The 18,928-nt window shown below is 74.7% G+C and carries 8 protein-coding genes; 2 read left to right on the forward strand and 6 right to left on the reverse strand.

Annotated elements, in window-relative coordinates:
* Positions 1 to 13: 13 nt before the first annotated feature.
* The 3 genes from GQ466_RS31960 to GQ466_RS31965 form a co-directional block, all read right to left on the reverse strand.
* The gene (locus GQ466_RS31960; RefSeq protein WP_161105412.1) at positions 14 to 12,823 is read right to left on the reverse strand and encodes a type I polyketide synthase; all 12,810 of its coding nucleotides are present in this window, start codon (positions 12,821 to 12,823) and stop codon (positions 14 to 16) included.
* A gap of 243 nt (positions 12,824 to 13,066) precedes the next feature.
* The gene (locus GQ466_RS24690; protein WP_161105413.1) at positions 13,067 to 13,828 is read right to left on the reverse strand and encodes an SDR family NAD(P)-dependent oxidoreductase; all 762 of its coding nucleotides are present in this window, start codon (positions 13,826 to 13,828) and stop codon (positions 13,067 to 13,069) included.
* Positions 13,816 to 14,730, reverse strand: a complete 915-nt coding sequence (locus tag GQ466_RS31965; RefSeq protein ID WP_161105414.1) for a LysR family transcriptional regulator — start codon at positions 14,728 to 14,730, stop codon at positions 13,816 to 13,818. Before GQ466_RS31965 ends, GQ466_RS24690 begins: the two co-directional genes overlap by 13 nt.
* A gap of 71 nt (positions 14,731 to 14,801) precedes the next feature.
* Between GQ466_RS31965 and GQ466_RS24700 the strand changes: the two genes are divergently transcribed.
* Entirely contained in the window at positions 14,802 to 15,536 is a 735-nt protein-coding gene (locus tag GQ466_RS24700) for an SDR family oxidoreductase (protein ID WP_337193613.1), read from the forward strand.
* Positions 15,537 to 15,657: 121 nt separating this feature from the next.
* Positions 15,658 to 16,725, forward strand: coding sequence for a hypothetical protein (locus GQ466_RS24705; protein WP_161105415.1), 1,068 nt, complete (start codon positions 15,658 to 15,660; stop codon positions 16,723 to 16,725).
* 213 nt (positions 16,726 to 16,938) lie between these two features.
* On the opposite strand, the gene GQ466_RS24710 is transcribed toward GQ466_RS24705, so the two are convergent.
* The 3 genes from GQ466_RS24710 to GQ466_RS24720 are packed head-to-tail and all read right to left on the reverse strand — an operon-like array spanning position 16,939 to position 18,813.
* On the reverse strand, positions 16,939 to 17,145 hold the full coding sequence (locus tag GQ466_RS24710; RefSeq protein ID WP_161105416.1) for a tautomerase family protein: 207 nt from the start codon (positions 17,143 to 17,145) through the stop codon (positions 16,939 to 16,941).
* A gap of 28 nt (positions 17,146 to 17,173) precedes the next feature.
* Positions 17,174 to 18,079, reverse strand: a complete 906-nt coding sequence (locus GQ466_RS24715) for an SDR family NAD(P)-dependent oxidoreductase (RefSeq protein ID WP_161105417.1) — start codon at positions 18,077 to 18,079, stop codon at positions 17,174 to 17,176.
* Positions 18,079 to 18,813, reverse strand: a complete 735-nt coding sequence (locus GQ466_RS24720; RefSeq protein WP_161105418.1) for an SDR family oxidoreductase — start codon at positions 18,811 to 18,813, stop codon at positions 18,079 to 18,081. The genes GQ466_RS24715 and GQ466_RS24720 overlap by 1 nt, the downstream gene beginning before the upstream one ends.
* Positions 18,814 to 18,928 lie beyond the last annotated feature (115 nt).

The raw sequence follows: 18,928 nt of genomic DNA on the forward strand, positions 1-18,928 counted from the left end.
GTCTGGTCCCCGATCAGGAGAGGCCGTTGTCGAGCGCCTCGAACAGTTCGTCGTCCGTGGCCTCGCTGAAGTCCCGTTTCGGACGGGCGTCCGTCCCGGCGTGCCGGTCGCGCCAGGCGCGCAGCAGCGCGTCGAGCCGCGCGGTGACGAGGTCGACCTCGTCCGCGCCGGGCGCGAGCGCGGCGAGCGCGGCCTCGATCCGGTCCACCTCGGCGGCGGTCCCGCCGTCGTCGCCGGGCGCCAGCTCGGCGCGGAGCCGGTCGGCCAGCGCCGCCGGGGTCGGGTGGTCGAACACGAGCGTCGCGGGCAGCCGCAGGCCGGTCGAGGCGTTGAGCAGGTTGCGGACCTCGACGGCCGTCAGCGAGTCGATGCCGAGTTCCTTGAACGCGCGGTCGCCGTCCGCCAGCTCCCCGGCGGCGTGCCCGAGCGCCGTCGCGGTGTGCCGCAGGACGAGGTCGAGCAGCAGCCGCGACCGCTCGCCCGGCGGGAGCGCGACGAGCCGCTGCCGCAGGTCGGCCTCCCCGGCGACGCCCGCCGCGATCCGCCGCGCGCCGGCCCCGGCGAGGTTCCGCAGCACGGCCGGGACGCGGTCCAGCGCCGTGAGGTCCAGCCGGGCGGGGAACACCTGCGGCAGGCCGCGGCCGAGCGCCGCGTCCAGCAGCGCCAGGCCCTCGTCGGCGGACATCGGCCGCAGCCCGGACCGGCCGAGGCGGCCGAGGTCGAGCTCGCCGAGATGCCCGGTCATCGCGCTGCGCACGCCCCACAGGCCCCAGCCGAGCGACGCGGCGGGCAGGCCGCGCGCGTGCCGGTGGGCGGCGAGCGCGTCGACGAACGCGTTGGCCGCGCCGTAGTTGGCCTGCCCGAGGCCGCCGACCGTCCCGGCCAGCGACGAGAACAGGACGAACTCCGACAGCTCGCACCCGGCGGTCAGCTCGTGCAGGTTCCAGGCCGCGTCGACCTTCGGCCGCAGGACGGTGTCGAGCTGGGCGGGCGTCAGCGCCGTGAGCATCGCGTCGTCCACCACGCCCGCCGCGTGGACGACGGTCGTGAGCGGCTCGTCGGGCGGGACGGCGGCGAGCGCGGCGGCGAGTTCGTCGCGGTCGGCGGCGTCGCACGCGGCGAACGTGACGGTCGCGCCGCGCGCGGTCAGGTCCGCCTCCAGCTCGGCGGCCGTCGCGGCGTCCCGGCCCTGGCGGCTGACCAGCAGCAGGTGGGACGCGCCGGGCCGCCCGGCGAGGTGCCGCGCGACGAGCGAGCCGAGCGCGCCCGTCGCGCCGGTGATCAGCGCGGTGCCCGCCGGACCCGGACGGCTCGGGACGGTCAGCGCGAGCTTGCCGATGTTGCGGCCCTGCGCGAAGTACCGGAACGCCTCGTGCGCCCGGCGGACGTCCCAGACCTTCACCGGCATGGGCGGCAGCGTCCCGTCGGCGAACAGCGCGAGGATTCCGGCGAACAAGTGCTGGATGCGCTCCGGACCGGCGTCGGCCAGCGCGAGCGTGCGGTAGACGATGTCGGGACGCAGGTCCGCCGGGTCGCGGACGTCCGCCTTGCCCAGCTCGATGAACCGTCCGCCGGGAGCCAGCAGATCCAGCGAGCGGTCCAGGAACTCACCGGTGAGCGAGTTGAGGACGGCGTCCATGCCGCGTCCGGCGAACCGCTCGGCGAAGTCCAGGGTGCGGGACGAGGCGATGTGGTCGTCCGGCACGCCGAGCGCCCGCAGCGTGTCCCATTTGCCGGGGCTGGCCGTCGCGTAGACGTCCAGGCCCCGGTGCCGGGCGAGCTGGACGGCCGCCATTCCGAACCCGCCCGCGCCCGCGTGGACCAGCACGCTGTCGCCCGGCCGCAGTCCCGCGAGGTCGTCCAGGCAGTACCAGGCGCTGAGGTAGGCCATCGGGACGGCGGCGGCCTCGGTGAACGACCACTCGTCCGGAATCACGGCGAGCACATAGCGGTCGGTGACTGCTATGTCGGCGATGCCGCCGGAGAACAGGCCGAAGACGCGGTCGCCGGGCGCGAGATCGGTGACGTCGGGGGCCGTGTCCAGGACGATCCCGGCGGCCTCGCTGCCCATCGGGACGCGCGGGTGGCGGCCGAGCCCGATCAGCACGTCCCGGAAGTTCAGCCCGGCCGCGCGCACCGCGACGCGCACCTCGCCCGGCGCCAGCGGACGGTCGGCCTCGGCGGTCGGCGCGAACGCGAGGCCGTCCAGCGCGCCGTCCGCGGCGGGCTCCAGCCGCCAGCCGGGCGTCTCGGGCAGCGGGCCGGGGCCGTCCGCGGTCGCCCGGACGAGGCGCGGCACCGACGCCGCCCCGGCCCGGACGACGATCTCCGGCTCGTCCAGGGCGAGCAGCGCGGCGAGGTCGTCCGGCGGGGCGTCCACGTCGAGGAGGACGAACCGGCCGGGGTGCTCGGCCTGCGCGCTGCGCAGCAGGCCGGGCGCGACTCCGGCGGCCAGACTCGCGTGCGCGGTCCGCACGACCAGCCGGGACGCGGCGAACCGTTCGTCGGCCAGCCAGCGCTGCAGGACGGTCAGCACGCGCAGCGCGGTCCGGTGGGCGCCCGCGACGACCTCGTCCTCGGCGGCGACGTCGTAGATCACCGCGTCCGGCACGTCCGGTCCGAGCGCGTCGAGATCGTCCGCGCCGAGGATCACCGCGCTGGTGAGCGGCGGCGGGTCGGCGGGGAGCGCGACCGGTGTCCATTGCAGCCGGTAGAGCGCGTCGTCGTCGGCGCGGCGGGCCAGCAGGTCCGGGTCGGCGGAGCGCATCCGCAGCTCGCCGATCGACGCGACCGGCGCGCCCGCGGCGTCGAAGAGGTCCAGGGCCACGGCCTCGTCGGACGTGCGGGAGATCCGCACCCGCAGCGCCGTCGCGCCCGTCGCGTGGATCCGGATCCCGGACCAGCTGAACGGCAGCCGGACGCCGTCCTCCGGATCGTCGATGGCGAGGACGTGCAGCGCCGCGTCGAGCAGCGCCGGGTGCAGACAGAACCCGGCGACGTCGACGCTCTCGTCCAGCACGACTTCGGCGTAGTGGTGGTCGGCGTCGCGCCACGCGGCGCGCAGGCCCCGGAACACCGGCCCGTAGTGGTAGCCGCGCTCGGCGAGGGCCGGGTAGACGCCGTCCACCGGCAGCGGCGCCGCGCCGGGCGGGGGCCAGACCGCGTCGAGCGGCGCGCCGGGCACCCGGTGGACGGAACTCAGCACGCCCTCGGCGTGCCGCGTCCACGCCCCGGACCCGCCCGCCGGGCGCGAGTGGACGGTCAGGGACCGCGTCCCCGTCTCGTCCGCGTCGCCGACGAGCACCTGCAGCGCGACGGGCTCGGCGCCGAGGACGAGCGGGACGTGCAGCGTCAGCTCGTCCACCGCCGCCGCGAACGCCTGCTCGGCGGCGTGCAGCGCGAACTCCACGAACGTCGTCCCCGACGCGAGTGTCGTCGTGCCGACGGCGTGGTCGGCGAGCCACGGATGGGTGCCGGGCGCCATCGTCCCGGTCAGCGCGAGCCCGTCGCCGTCGGCCAGGGTGAGCTGCGCCGACAGGATCGGGTGCGCGCCGGGCGTCAGGCCGAGGCCGCGCGCGTCCGCGCGGGGCGGCGCGGCCGACGGCCAGTAGCGGCGGTGCTGGAACGCGTAGGTCGGCAGCTCCACGCCGGCGCCGCCGGCGGGCCAGGCGACCGGCAGGCCCGCGACGTGGGCGTGGGCGAGCGCGGTGCGGAACTGGCGGGGCCCGCCCTGGTCGCGGCGGAGCGTCCCGAACGCGGTGACGCCGGGGTCGATGTCCTGGATCGCGCCGGTGAGGACGGCGTGCGGGCTGACCTCCACGAACGTGGTGTGACCTGCGGCGATGAGGGCGCGGACGGCGTTCTCGAACAGGACGGGCGAGCGCAGGTTCCGGTACCAGTAGCCGGTGTCGAAGGCGGGTTCGTCCAGCCGTCCGCCGGTCACGGTCGAGTAGAACGGCAGCTCGGCCGGACGCGCCTCGATCCCGGCCAGGGCCGCGCGCAGCGGCTCCTCGACGCGCTCCACGGCGGGCACGTGCGAGGCGTAGTCGACGGGGATGCGCGTGGCCCGGACGCCCGCCGCCTCGTACGACGCGAGAAGCTCAGTGAGTGCATCTGGGTCCCCGGCGACGACCGTCGAGGCGGGGCCGTTGAACGCCGCGACGGCCAGGTCCCCGCCGTGCCGGGCCAGGTCGGCGGCGACGTCCGGCGCGGGCCGCGCGACCGACGCCATGCCGCCGGTGCCGGTGAGTTCCGTGGCGATGACGCGGCTGCGCAGCAGGACGACGGCGGCGGCCTCGTCCAGCGTGAGCGCCCCCGCGACGTGCGCGGCGGCGATCTCGCCCTGGGAGTGGCCGACGACGGCGGCGGGCGTGACGCCGGACGCCTCCCACAGCCGCGCCAGCGCGACCATCATCGCGAACAGCGCGGGCTGGACGACGTCGACCCGGTCGAGGCCGTCGCCGGTGCGCAGCACCTCGGCCAGGGACCAGTCCACGTGCCGGGCGAAGGCCGCCTCGATCGCGGCGATGGACGCGGCGAACTCCTCCGATTCCGCCAGGAGTTCCGCGCCCATCCCGATCCACTGCGGCCCCTGGCCGGGGAACACCAGCACGGGACGCGGCGCCTCGCGGACGGGCCCGCCGACGACGACGTTCGGCGCCGCCTCGCCGCGCGCGAGGGCGTCGAGACCGCTGCGGAACTCGTCCGGGGCGTCGCCGAGGACGACGGCGCGGTGCTCGCGGGCCGCGCGGCCGTGGAGCAGCGTGCGCGCGACGTCCGCCGGGCGCGGGTCGCGCTCGGCGGCGAAGGCGCTCAGCCGGGCGGCCTGGGCGCGCAGCGCCGCCTCGGTCGCGGCGGACAGCACCCACGGCGGGGTCGCGGTGCCGGGCTCGGCGTCCGGCGCGGCGGGCGGCTGTTCGAGGATGACGTGGGCGTTCGTCCCGCTGATGCCGAAGGCGGAGATCGCGGCGCGGCGCGGCCGGCCGGTCTCCGGCCACGGCGTGTTCTCGGTGAGGAGCCGGACGGCGTCGTCCGGCCAGTCCACGCGGGCGGTCGGCCGGGCGACGTGCAAGGTGCGGGGGAGGACGCCGTGTTTCATCGCGTGAACGGTCTTGATGATTCCGGCGATGCCCGCGGCGGCCTGCGTGTGGCCGATGTTGGATTTGATGGATCCCAGCCACAGCGGATTCGCGCGGTCGTGCCCGTACGTCGCGATGAGCGCCTGCGCTTCGATCGGGTCGCCGAGCGGGGTGCCCGTTCCATGGGCTTCGACGGCGTCGATGTCGGACGGGCTCAGTCCCGCGTCCGCGAGCGCGCTGCGGATGACGCTTTCCTGGGACGGCCCGTTCGGCGCGGTGAGGCCGTTGGACGCGCCGTCCTGATTGACCGCCGAGCCCCGCAGAACGGCGTGGACGCGGTGCCCGTTGCGCAGGGCGTCCGAAAGCCGCTCGACGAGCAGGACGCCGACGCCTTCGCTGAATCCGGTGCCGTCGGCGTCGTCGGAGAACGCCTTGCACCGGCCGTCCGGGGAAAGCCCGCGCTGGCGGGCGAATTCGATGAGCAGTTCCGGCGTCGGCATCACGGTCGCGGCGCCCGCGAGCGCCAGCGAGCATTCCCCGCGCCGCAGCGACTGCGCCGCGACGTGCAGCGCGACCAGCGCGGACGAGCACGCCGTGTCGACCGTCACCGCCGGGCCGACCAGCCCGAACGTGTAGGCGATCCGCCCCGACGCGACGCTCACCGCGTTGCCGAGGCCGACATGCCCGTCGACGTCGTCGGCCGACGCCTGGAGCAGCGCCGGATAATCGCTGTACCGCACGCCGGTGAAGACGCCGGTGTCGCTGCCCCGCAGCGCGTCCACCGGAATTCCGGCGTGCTCGAACGCCTCGTAGGCCGTTTCGAGCAGCAGCCGTTGCTGCGGGTCCATCGCGAGCGCTTCGCGCGGGCTGATGCCGAACAGGTCCGCGTCGAAATCGGCTGCCGCGTCGAGGAAACCGCCGTCGCGGGCGTAGCAGGTGCCGGGCTTTTCGGGGTTCGGGTCGTAGAGGGCGGCCAGATCCCAGCCGCGATCCTCGGGGAATCCGGAAATGACGTCGGCGCCGTCGCGCACCACGGCCCACAGGGCGTCCGGGCCGTCGACGCCGCCCGGGAAACGGCACGCCATTCCGACGATCGCCACCGGGTCGTCGTCCACTGCGGGAGCCGTTCGCGGCGCCGCGGGAAGCGGCGCGGAATCCGTCAGCCGGGCCACGAGGAAATCGGCGAGCGCGCCGGGCGACGGATGGTCGAACACGACCGTGCTCGGCAGCCGCAGGCCCGTCGCCGCCGCGAGCCGGTTGCGCAGCTCCACCGCCGACAGCGAGTCGATCCCGAGGTCCTTGAACGGGCGGCGGCCGTCGACGGCGTCCGCGCCGCCGTAGCCGAGGACGTCCGCGATCTGGCCGTTGACCAGCGCCTGCACGCTCGCGGGGTCGCGGGCGGCGAGCACGCCGGGCGCGGCGGCGCGGCGCGGGCCCGGCTCGGCGCCGCGCGCGGCCCGCCGCGTCCGGGGCCGCCGCAGGACGCGCAGGATCGCGTGCGACGTCTCCGTCCGCACCTCGCGCAGCGTCAGCCGCGCCGCGACCAGCACCGGCAGGTCCCCGCCGACGGCCGCGTCGAACAGCGCGAGCCCGTGCGGGGTGTCGAACCGGCCGATCCCGGCGCGCGCGAGCCGCCGCACGTCGGTCCGGTCGAGATGGGACGTCATCCCCGTCCCGGCCTCCCACAGGCCCCACGCGATCGCCGTCGCGGGCAGCCCCGCCGCGTGCCGCCGCGCGGCGAGCGCGTCGAGGTAGGCGTTCGCGGCGGCGTACCCGGCCTGGCCCGCGGTGCCGACGGTCGCCGCGATGGACGAGAACAGCACGAACGCGGCGAGGTCGTGCCCGGCGGTCAGCTCGTGCAGGTTCCGCGCCGCGTCGGCCTTGGGCCGCAGGACGTCGTCGAGCTGCCGCGCGGTCAGGCTCTCGACCGGGGCGTCGGCGAGGACGCCCGCCGCGTGGACGACGGCCGTCAGCGGACGGTCCGCCGGGATCGCTGCCAGGAGCGCGGCGAGGCCGTCGCGGTCGGCGGCGTCGCAGGCCGCGAGCGTGACGGTCGCGCCGAGCGCTTCCAGGTCGCGGCGCAGCTCGTCCGCGCCGGGCGCGTCGGCGCCCGTGCGGCTGGCGAGGACGAGGTGCCGCACGCCGTGCGCGTCCGCCAGATGCCGGGCGATCAGCGCGCCGAGCCCGCCGGTGCCGCCGGTGACGAGCACGGTGCCGTCCGGGTCGATCGGCCGCGCCGTCCCTTCCGGACGGCCGCGCACGAGCCTCGGCACCGTCAGCACGCCCGAGCGGAACGCGAGCTGCGGCTCTCCGGTGGCGACGGCGCCCGCGACCTGCTCCGGCGTCACGTCGCCGTCGGCGTCCACCAGCACGAACCGGCCGGGGTGCTCGGTCTGCGCCGAGCGCACGAGCCCCCAGACGGCCGCGCCGGTCAGGTCCTCGGGCGCCGGGCCGGTCGCCGACCTCGTCTGGACGACCAGCGTCGACTGCTCGTACCGGTCGTCGGTGAGCCAGGTCCGCAGGACGTCCAGGACGGCGTTCGTGCCTTCGTGAACGTCCCGGCCCTCGCAGCGGAGCAGGACCGTCGCCGGGACGGGATCCAGGGGCTCGCCGTCCAGCACGGGCCAGTCCGGCGGGCCGTCGACGGGCGGCGGCTCGATCTGCCGCCAGTCCACGACGTAGAGCGAATCGTCGGTGCCGCCCGCGAGGCCGTCCGGATCGACGGGCCGCAGCGTCAGCGAGCCGACCGACACGACGGGCCGTCCGGTGCCGTCGGTCGCCTCGATCGCCAGCGCGTCCGGCCCGGACAGCGTGATCCGCACCCGCAGCAGGTCCGCCGCCGTCGCCGCGAGCCGGACGTCGTGCCAGGCGAACGGGAGCCGCGTCCCGTCCCCGGCGCCGCTGACCAGCACCGCGTGCAGCGCGGCGTCGAGCAGGACGGGGTGCAGCGCGAACCGGTCGGCGTCCCGCTGCTGCCCGGCCGGCAGCCGGACCTGCGCGAACACCTCGTCGCCGCGCCGCCACGCGGCCTCCAGCGCCTGGAACGCCGGGCCGTACTCGTAGCCGGTGGCGGCGAGCGCGTCGTAGCAGCCGTCGAGGTCGATCGGCGCCGCGCCGGGCGGCGGCCACGCGGCAGTCTCCCCTTCGCTCGGGGCTGTGGGGACGAGCCGTCCGCTGCCGTGCCGCGTCCACGCGCCGTCGCGGCGGGAGTGGACGGCCAGCGCGCGCCCGCCCTCGTCGTCGGGCTCGGCCACCGTGACCTGGAGCTGCGCGGTCCCGTCGGCGGGCAGCACGAGCGGCGTTTCGAGGACCAGCTCGTCCACCCGCTCGGCGCCCGCGTGCGCCCCGGCGTGCAGCGCGAGGTCGAGCAGCCCGGTCCCCGGCAGCAGCACGGTGCCCCGGACGGCGTGGTCGGCGAGCCAGGGATGCGTGTCGAGCGACACCGTCCCGCTGAAGACCATCGCCCCCGAACCCGCGACCTCCACGCCCGTGTCCAGCAGCGCGTGCGCGTCCGGGGCCTGGCCGGGGGCGGGCGTGTTCATCCAGAAGTGCTGCCGCTGGAACGGGTAGGTCGGCAGGTCGACAAAGCGTCCGGCGACGTCGGGCCAGGTGACGGGCAGGCCCGCGACGTGGGCGTGGGCGAGCGCGGTCAGCAGGCGCCGCCTTCCGCCCTCGTCGCGGCGCAGCGTGCCGAACACCGTCGCGTCCGGCCCGGTGTCCTCGATCGCGCCCGTCAGCACCGCGTGCGGGCTGACCTCGATGAACGTGGTGAACCCCGCGTCGAGCAGCGCGCGGACGGCGTCCTCGAACAGCACGGGCGAACGCAGGTTCCGGTACCAGTAGGCGGCGTCGGCGCCGGCCGTGTCGAACGGCCCGCCGGTCACCGTCGAGAAGAACGGGACCTCCGACGTCCGGGGCGCGAGGCCGTCCAGCGCCGCCGGAAGGTCGTCGCGGATCGCCTCGACGTGCGGCGTGTGGGACGCGTAGTCCACCGGGATCGTCCGCGCCTGGATCCCGCGTTCCTCGCACGCCGCCACCACCGCCGCGAGCGCGCCCGCCTCCCCGGCGACGACCGTGGCGTGCGGGCCGTTGCGCGCGGCGACCGAGACCGCGCCGCCGGTGCCGGTGTCGCGCAGCAGCTCGGCGGCCTCGGCGGAGGGCAGCGCCAGCCAGGCCATGCCGCCCGCCCCCGCGAGGCGGTCGGCGATGAGCGCGCTGCGGCGCAGGACGATCCGCGCCGCGTCGTCCAGGTCGAGCGCGCCCGCGACGTGCGCGGCGGCGATCTCGCCCTGCGAGTGCCCGAGCACCGCGCCGGGCGTCACGCCGTGCGCCCGCCAGACCCGGGCGAGCGCGACCATCATCGCGAACAGGGCGGGCTGGACGATCTCGACGCGGTCCAGGCTGTCGCCGGTCCGCAGCACGTCGGTCAGGGACCAGTCGACATACCGGGCGAAGACCCGCTCGGTCTCGTCGACGGACGCGGCGAACTCCTCGGATTCCGCCAGGAGTCCGGCGCCCATCCCGGCCCACTGGGGGCCCTGGCCGGGGAAGACGAACGCCGTCCGCCCCACGTGCCCCGCGATGCCCCGCACGGCCGGGCCCCCGGTCGCGAACGCGTCCAGCGCCGCGCGGAACTCCGCCGGGGTCTCACCGATGATGACGGCGCGGTGGTCGAGCGCGGCGCGTCTGCGCAGCGTGACCGCGACGTCGGCGGGGTCGGCCGTGACGTCCCCGAGGCTCCGCGCCTGGGCGCGCAGCGCGGCGTCGGTGCGCGCCGACAGCAGCCACGGGACGGGACCCGCGTCGCGGACGATCTCCTCGTCGGGCGCGGGCTGTTCGAGGATGACGTGCGCGTTCGTCCCGCTGATCCCGAACGACGACACGGCCGCGCGGCGGGCCCGTCCGGTCTCCGGCCAGGCGGTGTCCTCGGTGAGCAGGCGCACGGCGCCGCCCGTCCAGTCCACCCGTTCCGACGGCCGGTCGACGTGCAGCGTGCGCGGCAGCACGCCGTGCCGCATCGCCTGCACCATCTTGATGACCCCGGCCGCGCCCGCCGCCGCCTGCGTGTGCCCGATGTTGGACTTCACCGAGCCGAGCAGCAGCGGCGTCTCCCGGTCCTGGCCGTAGGTGGCGAGCAGCGCGTTCGCCTCGATCGGGTCGCCGAGCGTCGTCCCGGTGCCGTGCGCCTCGACCGCGTCCACGTCGGACGGCGCGAGCCCCGCGTCCGCCAGCGCCCGCCGGATCACCCGCTGCTGCGACGACCCGTTCGGCGCGGTCAGGCCGTTGGACGCGCCGTCGGAGTTCACCGCCGAGCCCCGCAGGATCGCCAGCACCCGGCGGCCGTTGCGGCGCGCGTCCGACAGCCGTTCGAGCAGCAGCAGGCCCGCGCCCTCGCTGAAGCCGGTGCCGTCCGCGCCGTCGGCGAACGCGCGGCAGCGCCCGTCCGGGGACAGCCCGCGCTGGCGGCTGAACTCCACCAGCAGGCCCGGCGACGCCATGACCGTCACGCCGCCCGCCAGCGCCAGCGAGCACTCGCCGCCGCGCAGCGCCTGCGCCGCCAGATGCAGCGCCACCAGCGACGACGAGCACGCCGTGTCGATCGTCATCGTCGGGCCGACCAGGCCGAACGCGTACGCCAACCGACCGGACGCGACGCTCGCCGAACTGCCCGTCAGCACGTAACCGCCGGTCGCGGGCGACGACTCGTGCATCCGGGGGCCGTAGTCCTGCGCCATCATGCCGGTGAAGACGCCGGTGTCGGTGCCGCGCAGCGCGTCCGGGTCGACGCCCGCGCGCTCGAACGTCTCCCAGGCCGTCTCCAGCAGCAGGCGCTGCTGCGGGTCCATCGCCAGCGCCTCGCGGGGGCTGATGCCGAACGGCTCGGGGTCGAAGTCGCCCGCGTCGTAGAGGTAGCCGCCCTCGCCGCCGTAGGCGCCGAGGTCCAGCCCGGCGAGGTTCCAGCCCCGGCCCTCGGGCGGCGGGCCGATCGCGTCGGCGCCCGCCGCGACCAGGTCCCAGAGCGCTTCGGGCGTCGTCGCGCCGCCGGGGTAGCGGCAGGCCATGCCGACGATCGCGATGGCGTCGTCGGTGGTCGTCTCGGTGACCGGCCAGTGGCGCTCGCGCTGGAACGCGTAGGTGGGCAGGTCGACCGGACGCGGGTCGGGACGGTCGATGACCGCTTGCCAGTCGATCGCGTGGCCCTGGACGTGGAGTGCGGCGATGGCCGTCAGGTCCGGGGCCTCAGGGAAGGGGCTCGACGCCGCCTCGGCGTCGGCGAACCCGGTCATCACGGACGGGGACGGCTCCCCGGCGGCGAGCTTTTCCAGGCCGTCCAGCAGCGCGGCGGGCTCGTCGGCGACGATGACCGCGCGGTGCTCGAACTGGGTGCGGGTGGTGGCGAGGGCGTGGGCGACGTCGGCCGGGTCCGCGTCGGCGTCCCGGAGCCGTTCGTGGAGCGCTGCGGCTTGGGCGCGCAGGGCCTCGGGGTCGCGCGCGGACACCGGCCACGCCCACGGCCCGCGCGACGGCTCCGGCTCGCGGTGCTGCGCCGGCGGCGCCTCGGCGAGGACGAGGTGGCAGTTGGTCCCGCCCATCCCGAACGCGCTCACGCCCGCGACGCGCGGACCGTCCCACGGGCTCAGCTCGGTGTTCACCCGCAGGTTCAGCTCGCCGAGCGGGATGTCCGGGTGGGGCGTGACGTGGTTGAGGGACGGCGGCAGCTCGCCGTGATGGAGCGCGAGCGCCGTCTTGAGCAGGCCCGCGATGCCCGCCGCGCCCTCCAGGTGCCCGATGTTGGTCTTCACCGAGCCGACCGGCAGGGGAGCGTCCCGCCCGGCGCCGAGGGCCGCGCCGAGCGCCGCCGCCTCGACCGGGTCGCCGCGCCGGGTGCCGGTGCCGTGCAGCTCGACGTAGCGGATCTCGTTCGGCGTCGTCGCAGCGTCCGCGCAGGCCAGGCGGATCACGTCGCGCTGGGCGTCCGCGTCCGGGACCGTCAGCGCGGACGTCTCCCCGTCGTTGTTGACGGCGCCGCCCCGGATGACGCAGTAGATCCGGTCGCCGTCGGCCACGGCTTCGTCGAGCGGCTTGAGGACGACCGCGCCGCCGCCCTCGCCGCGCACATAGCCGTTGGCGCGGGCGTCGAAGGTGTAGCAGCGTCCGTCGGGGGAGAGCGCGCCGAACTTCGCCATGCCCTCGGTGCTCTCGGGCGCCAGGTTCAGGTGGACGCCCCCGGCGATCGCGATCGGGGCCTCGCCCCGGCGCACGCTCTCGCACGCCAGCCGCACCGCGACCAGCGACGACGCCTGCGCGGCGTCGACGGTGAAGCTCGGGCCGCGCAGCCCGAGCGAGTACGACACGCGGTTGGCGATGACGCCGCGGTTCAGGCCCGTCGCGGTGTGCGGGGTGATCTCGCCGTGTACGACGCTCGCGTAGTCGCCCGCCGTGGCGCCCGCGAACACGGCCGCCGCCGAGCCCGCCAACGCCGCCGGGACGATCCGCGCGTCCTCCAGCGCCTCCCACGCCAGCTCCAGCATGAGCCGCTGCTGCGGATCCATCGCGGCGGCCTCGCGCGGGGAGACGCCGAAGAACGCGGCGTCGAAACCGTCGACCTGATCCAGAAAACCGCCCCGGCCCGTGCCCGGCCGGTCGCCGGGAACGTCGGTGATCGCGTCCGTTCCGGCGCGCAGCAGGCGCCAGAAAGCGTCCGGTCCGGGCGCCTGCGGGAAGCGGCAGGAAAGGCCGATCACCGCGATTTCCCGGTCCGGCCGGGAGGTGTCCATTCCGTTGCCCACGACGTGCCCACGCCCCTCTCGGACTACTCGACGCGGGCGAGTCTCGTAACGTGGGCTTAAGTCGGCCTATAATTAACCTGAATTATTAACGTCGTGCATCTAATTGACCTTCTGTGGCGTTGTTCGCGCTTTAGGTGGGCGGTTCTCGAAAGGTAAATTCTTGGGAAAGCCTGCGCACTTTAGAATTTGCCTTCCGGGTCAGACGGCCGCGCTGCCGCCGTCCACCACGATGTCGCCGCCGGTCATCCACGCCGACTCCGGCGCGGCGAGGAAGACGGCGGCGCCGGCGAGATCGTCCGGCCGTCCGGGCCTGCCGAGCGGGATGTCCTTGCTGCGCTCGTGCCACACGCCGGGATCGTCGCGCCACTGCGCGGCGTTGGCCTTGGTCGCGGTGAGGCCGGGGGAGATCGTGTTGACGCGGATGCCGTCCGGCGCCAGTTCGTACGCCGCGCCGCGCGTCAGCATCGACAGCCCGGCCTTGCTGCACTGGTAATGCGCCATCGCGCTGACCGCCTTCGTGGCGCTGATCGAACTGATGTTGATGACGCTTCCCGGGGTGTTCGCGGCACGCAGCCGGGCGGCGAACGCCTGGGTCAGGAAGAACGGGAACCGGAGATTGACCGTCATGACCCGGTCGTACTGCTCGGGGGTGATGTCGAGAAATGCGGTGCGGGTCATGGTCCCGGCGTTGTTCACCAGGACGTCGATGAGGCCGAGCGCGCGGGTCGCCTCGTCCATGAGGCGTTCGGGGGCGTCCGGGTCGGCGCCGTCGAGCAGCAGGTACTCGGCGCGGACGCCGGTCGCGCGCAGCTCGGCGGCGGTGTCCTGGGCGGCCGATGTGTCGCTCAGCGCGGTGAAGAACACGTCGCAGCCCTCGCGGGCGAACGCGGCGGCGATCGCCCGCCCGACGCCGTTGGCGCCGCCCGTGACGACCGCTCGCCGTCCGCTCAACCTGCCCATCGCGCACCTTCTCTCGTCGAGCCTGCCGTCAGCGCGGCGGCGACGTCCCGCGCCGTCCTGACGAACCAGGCGATTCCGGGCGACCGGCTGCCCGCCGGCCACAACGCGAGCGTCCGGTACGGCGCCGCGTCCCGCACCGGACGGTAGACGACATCGGGCCGGACATTGCGGACGGCCAGCGACGCGGGCACCAGCGCGACCGCCTGGCCGAGCGCGACCACCTCCAGCAGCTGGGCCGTGTCCCGCACGACGGGCCCGTCCGTGGGCCGGTCCGGGTGCCCGAGCCAGAAGGCGCGGTCGAGCACGGGGGAGCCGCCCCACCGGGGAGCCGGCTCGGCCGCCAGGTCGGCGGCCTGGAGGACGTCGCGCCCGGCCAGCGCGTGCCCCTCGGCCAGCGCCGCGACGCGCGGTTCGGTCGCCAGCGGCTCGGTGTCGAGACCGTGGCCGTGGAAGCATCCGGCGATGGCGGCGTCCGCGCGTCCGGTGCGGACCAGGTCGGCCTGCTCGCCGAACCCGCTGACGACGACGCGGAGTTCCGGCGCGTCCGGCTCCGCGCGTGCCCGGCCGCCGACCTCCCGCAGCAGCTCTGTCGCGATGCCCGGCTTGGCGGTCACGACGAGCACGTCGCGGGGGAGGCCCGCGCGCCGCGTCCGGCGCACGGCGGCGTCGAGGGCGTCGAGCACGACCGCGGCCTCCTCGGCCAGCGTCGTCCCGGCCCGCGTCAGCGCGAGCCGGGGCCCGCCGCGGTCGAACAGCGCGACACCGAGCCGACGCTCCAATTGGCGGACGGCCCGCGACAGCGGCGGCTGCGCGATGCCGAGCCGTTCCGCCGCGCGGGTGATGTTGAGTTCTTCGGCGACCGCGCGGAAGTAGCGCAACTCGCGGATTTCCGGCTCCGGCATACCGTCAGGGTAGGGCGCGGAACCGATCGGGTCTTTGTGTCCCGGGCGGCCGTGCGGATGGGATTGGGGGCGTGAAAGAAATCGCACTCGTCACGGGCGGGAACAAGGGCATCGGACGGGAGATCGTCCGCCGTCTCGCCGACCGGGGATTCGTCGTCCACCTCGGTGCCCGCGATCCGGAGCGCGGCGGCCGGGCGGTCGCGGAACTGCGCGCGGAATCGTCCGGCGCGGACATCCGGTTCGTGCAACTCGACGTCACCGACCCGGCTTCGGTAGCCGCGGCCGTCACCACGATCGACGCCGGGGCGGGACGGCTGGACGTGCTCGTCAACAACGCCGGAATCATGACCGAGTGGGGCGTCCGGACGGCCGACGTCACCGCCGAGCACCTCCGCGAGGTCTACGAGGTGAACGTGTTCGGGGTGGTGGCGGTGACGTCGGCGTGCCTGCCGCTGCTGCGCCGCTCCCGCAATGCGCGCATCGTCAACATGTCCAGCGGCCTGGCGTCGCTGACCCTGCTGAGCAACCCGTCGATACCCCTGCGCAAATTCCTCGCCTACAGCTCGTCCAAGGCCGCTCTCAACGCCCTCACCCTGATCTACGCCGACGCCCTTCGCGCGGACGGCATCAAAGTCAACGCGGTGAGCCCCGGAATGGTCCCGACCGACCAGAACGCCGCCGCGCCGTTCCCGCGCGGCGACCGCACCCCGTCCGACGGCGCCGTCGTCCCGACCCAGTTCGCGACAATCCCCGCCGACGGCCCGACCGGCACTTTCCACGGCCCGGACGCCGCCATCCCCTGGTGAACGCGCCTCAGCCGAGCCGCGCCCGAAGAAGGCAGAACTCATTGCCCTCGCGGGAACGCTAGTTCTAGCCGACGTCCTCCCGCTGGTCCGCGTCCGCAGGACGCTCGTCGGACACCCGCTCGTGCGCACCGGCAAGCGCGGCTTCAGCAAGGGCGGCGCGCTCGCGCTGGGCGGCGGCATCGGCGCGGGCAGCCGCGAGGTCGTCCTCCAGCCGAGCGAGGACGGCCCGCTGAGCGGTCGACGTAGCGGCGGCCTCCGCCCGCTCCCGCTCGACCGCCTTCTGCAGCGAGGCCAACCGAGTGTCCAATTCGGCGGCCCGTGCAGTGACCGTCTCACTCTCGCGGCGAGCCGCATCCAACGCCTGCTCAGCGGTCTCAGCACGCGCACGCTCGGCACGCGCCTCGCCCTGCGCGGTAGCCAGAGCCTCCCGCGCAGCACTCAACGCAGCCTGCGCATGAGAGAACTCGGTGCGCAGCGCAAGCACCTGTTCCTCCTGCCGAGCGGCGGCGGCCTGATACCGGGCGACGTCCTCCTCATGAGCCCGCCGGGCTTCACGAAGCTCAGCGGTCTTGGCATCCCGCGCCGCTTCGGCGACCTCCTGGGCACGCTGCGCGGCATCGCGAACCTGCTGATGGACGGCGACGAGCGCAGCACAGTCACTCCGCGTCCGCTCAGCATCCGCAAGAGCCCGCCGAGCCTCCTCACGCGCAGAATCCCGCTCGGCAACGGCGTCCTCAACTTCCTGCAAGGCCCGCCGCCGAGCCAACTCGGCAGCCTCGGCACGAGCATCGGCCTCGGCGGCCCCCTGACGAGCGGCGACAGCCTCCCCCTCAGCCCGCCGAACCCGACTCAGCGCACCTTCTTCCGCCTGCGCCAGCAACGCAAGAGCCTGCGTCAACTGCTCCTGCAGATCACTGATGGCGGCCGGCAACAGACGAGCGAGCGCCTCGGCCTTGCCCAGCGGCTCGTCCACCATCGCAGCATCCGCAGCACGCCGATCCCGACTGGCCTGATCGGCGTGCGCCTTGCTGCAGTACTTGGCCGGCCGCCCCCGCCGACCCGCAGGCAACGCCAACTCGCACCCGTCGAGCGCGCACACGCCACCGTCCACCGACTCCACCGGACCCACTTCAACATCCACCCGCCCAACCTACCGATCTTTAAGCGCACCAGCGCGCGAAACAACTAACGCGCATCGCGAAACGCGAAATCAGAGTCAGCGAACCACCCATGATAATGACCCTTATCCCGGTGTGGCTGGCCCAGAGGGGCATCGGGCACACGATGCTGCGCCGGTTCACCCGCGGCGGACCCAAGCGCCCGACCATCGGGACGATCCGGACAAATGGGTACGGGGCCGGATCGGACAGTCGGCTGCCCGATCCGGCCCCGGGGAGAGGGCTCAGCTTCGGCCGAGCATCTCCGCGGTGAGGATGGCGCCGCCGAGGCCCCAGCCACCGTCCGGAACCTCGTCGACGATGACCAGAGTGGTCGCCCGGGCCCGCTCGCCGTACACGTTGGCGTAGGCGTCGGTGACGGCGTCGATGAGCTTCTTCTTGGACTCGGGGGTCAGGGTGTCGGCGGGAACCTTGAGGTTGGCGAACGGCATGATGATCTTCCTTCTCGGTGATGTGTTTTCAGAGTGAGGCGGTCGAGGACAGCAGGTCCTCGATGCCTACGCGGTGGTAGAACTCGGCGCGGATCCGGTCGGCGACGGCGGAGACCACCTCGCTGCCGTCCTTGCTGGGGTCGACGTGGGTGCGGAACGGCCGCCGACCGGACGGAAGGCCGACGATGCGGACGATCTCGTCGGCGACGGACTGCGCGTCACTGTCCGGGGCGATGAGCCGGCCGAGCCGGTCGCCGAGGCTCGCTCGGAGCCCGCCGTACAGCTCGTCGTACTGCTTCTCCCGGTCCGCGTCGGCCGGGCCGCCGGCATTGACGAAGTGGTCGGTGCCCGAGGTGAAGGCGCCGGGGACGACGATGGAGGTCTCGATGCCGAACCGGATGAGCTCGGCGGCGTAGCTCTCCGCGAGGGCGTCCATGGCGGCCTTGGCCGCGAAGTAGGGGGCCATGAACGGCGGGTGACCGCCTCGGGTGGAGGAGCTTCCCACCCACAACAGCAGCCCGGAACCCTGTTCCCTCAGGTGTGGCAGGGCGGCGCGGTTGACCCGCTGCGTGCCGAGGACGTTGACGTCGTAGACCGCGGCGAGCTGCTCGGGCGTGAACGCCTCGGCAGGGCCGAGGACCAGGTGGCCCGCGTTGTGGACGACGACGTCCAGGCGCCCGTGCCGGCCGAGGACGGCGGCGACCGCCCGGTCGACCGACTCCTGTGACTGCACGTCCATGTCGACCGCCGACAGGGTGATGTCCTCGTCGTGTGCGAGCCGTTCCAGGGCCGCGACCGCCGGCGCGTTACGGCCCCTGGTGTGACGCAGGCCGGCGACGACGGCGTGCCCGGCGCGTGCCAGGGCCACGACCGCGAGCCGGCCGAACCCGCTGGAGGCCCCGGTGACGACGATGACCGGCGGTGCGGCGGGCATCAGATGATGCCGCCGTTCGCGCGTACGACCTGCCCGTTGACCCAGTGCCCCGAGGGACTCGCAAGGAAGGCGACGACCTCGGCGATGTCCTCGGGGGTGCCGAGCCGCTCGAGTGGGGCCTGCTGGGCGAGCCCCTCGATGGTGGCGTCGTCCTTGCCCTCGAGGAACATCTCGGTGGCGGTCGGGCCGGGCGCCACCGCGTTGGCCGTGACGTCCCGTCCCCGCAGTTCGCGCGCGAGGACGAGCGTCATCGCCTCGACTGCGCCCTTGCTGGCGGCGTACGCCCCGTAGCTCGGGAACTGCAGACCCACAACCGAGGTGGACAGGTTGACGATCGCACCCCCGGCGCGCGCCCGGCGCGCGGCCTCCCGCGCCATGACGAAGGTGCCGCGGATGTTGGTGCGGTGCAGGGCGTCAAGGTCGGCGAGGTCCAGGTCCGCGATCGGGGAGAGCGCCAGCCGCCCCGCCGAGTTCACGACGACGTCGACCCCGCCGAACGCCTTCTCCGCCTCGTCGAACATCGCCGCGACCGCGGCCTCGTCCGCCACGTCGGCCTGGGCCGCAATCGCCCGGCCACCGGCCGACGTGATCGCCTCGACCACCCCGGCCGCGGTCGAGGCCGACCCCTTGTACCCCACGACGACCGCGCAGCCCTGTGCCGCCAGCGTCGTCGCGATCGCCCGGCCGATGCCCCGGGAGCCGCCGCTGACGACGGCCACGCGCTCATCACTCATGTGGAGACTCCTTGCCTATCGCTGATACGCAGGAGACGTATCGACGTTATGGGAGACGGTAACACAACTCCCGTAACACTGCTAGCGCAAGGCCGTATCGTTGATTCATGACAGG

Source organism: Actinomadura rayongensis (assembly GCF_009831215.1).
In the GTDB taxonomy this organism is placed as follows: domain Bacteria; phylum Actinomycetota; class Actinomycetes; order Streptosporangiales; family Streptosporangiaceae; genus Spirillospora; species Spirillospora rayongensis.

What these genes read in the sequence shown, in the direction of transcription:
- GQ466_RS24690 (WP_161105413.1), bottom strand. Translation starts at nt 13,828, where the DNA reads ATGGGCAGGTTGAGCGGACGGCGAGCGGTCGTCACGGGCGGCGCCAAC.
- GQ466_RS31965 (WP_161105414.1), bottom strand. Translation starts at nt 14,730, where the DNA reads ATGCCGGAGCCGGAAATCCGCGAGTTGCGCTACTTCCGCGCGGTCGCC.
- GQ466_RS24710 (WP_161105416.1), bottom strand. Translation starts at nt 17,145, where the DNA reads ATGCCGTTCGCCAACCTCAAGGTTCCCGCCGACACCCTGACCCCCGAG.
- GQ466_RS24715 (WP_161105417.1), bottom strand. Translation starts at nt 18,079, where the DNA reads ATGCCCGCCGCACCGCCGGTCATCGTCGTCACCGGGGCCTCCAGCGGG.
- GQ466_RS24720 (WP_161105418.1), bottom strand. Translation starts at nt 18,813, where the DNA reads ATGAGTGATGAGCGCGTGGCCGTCGTCAGCGGCGGCTCCCGGGGCATC.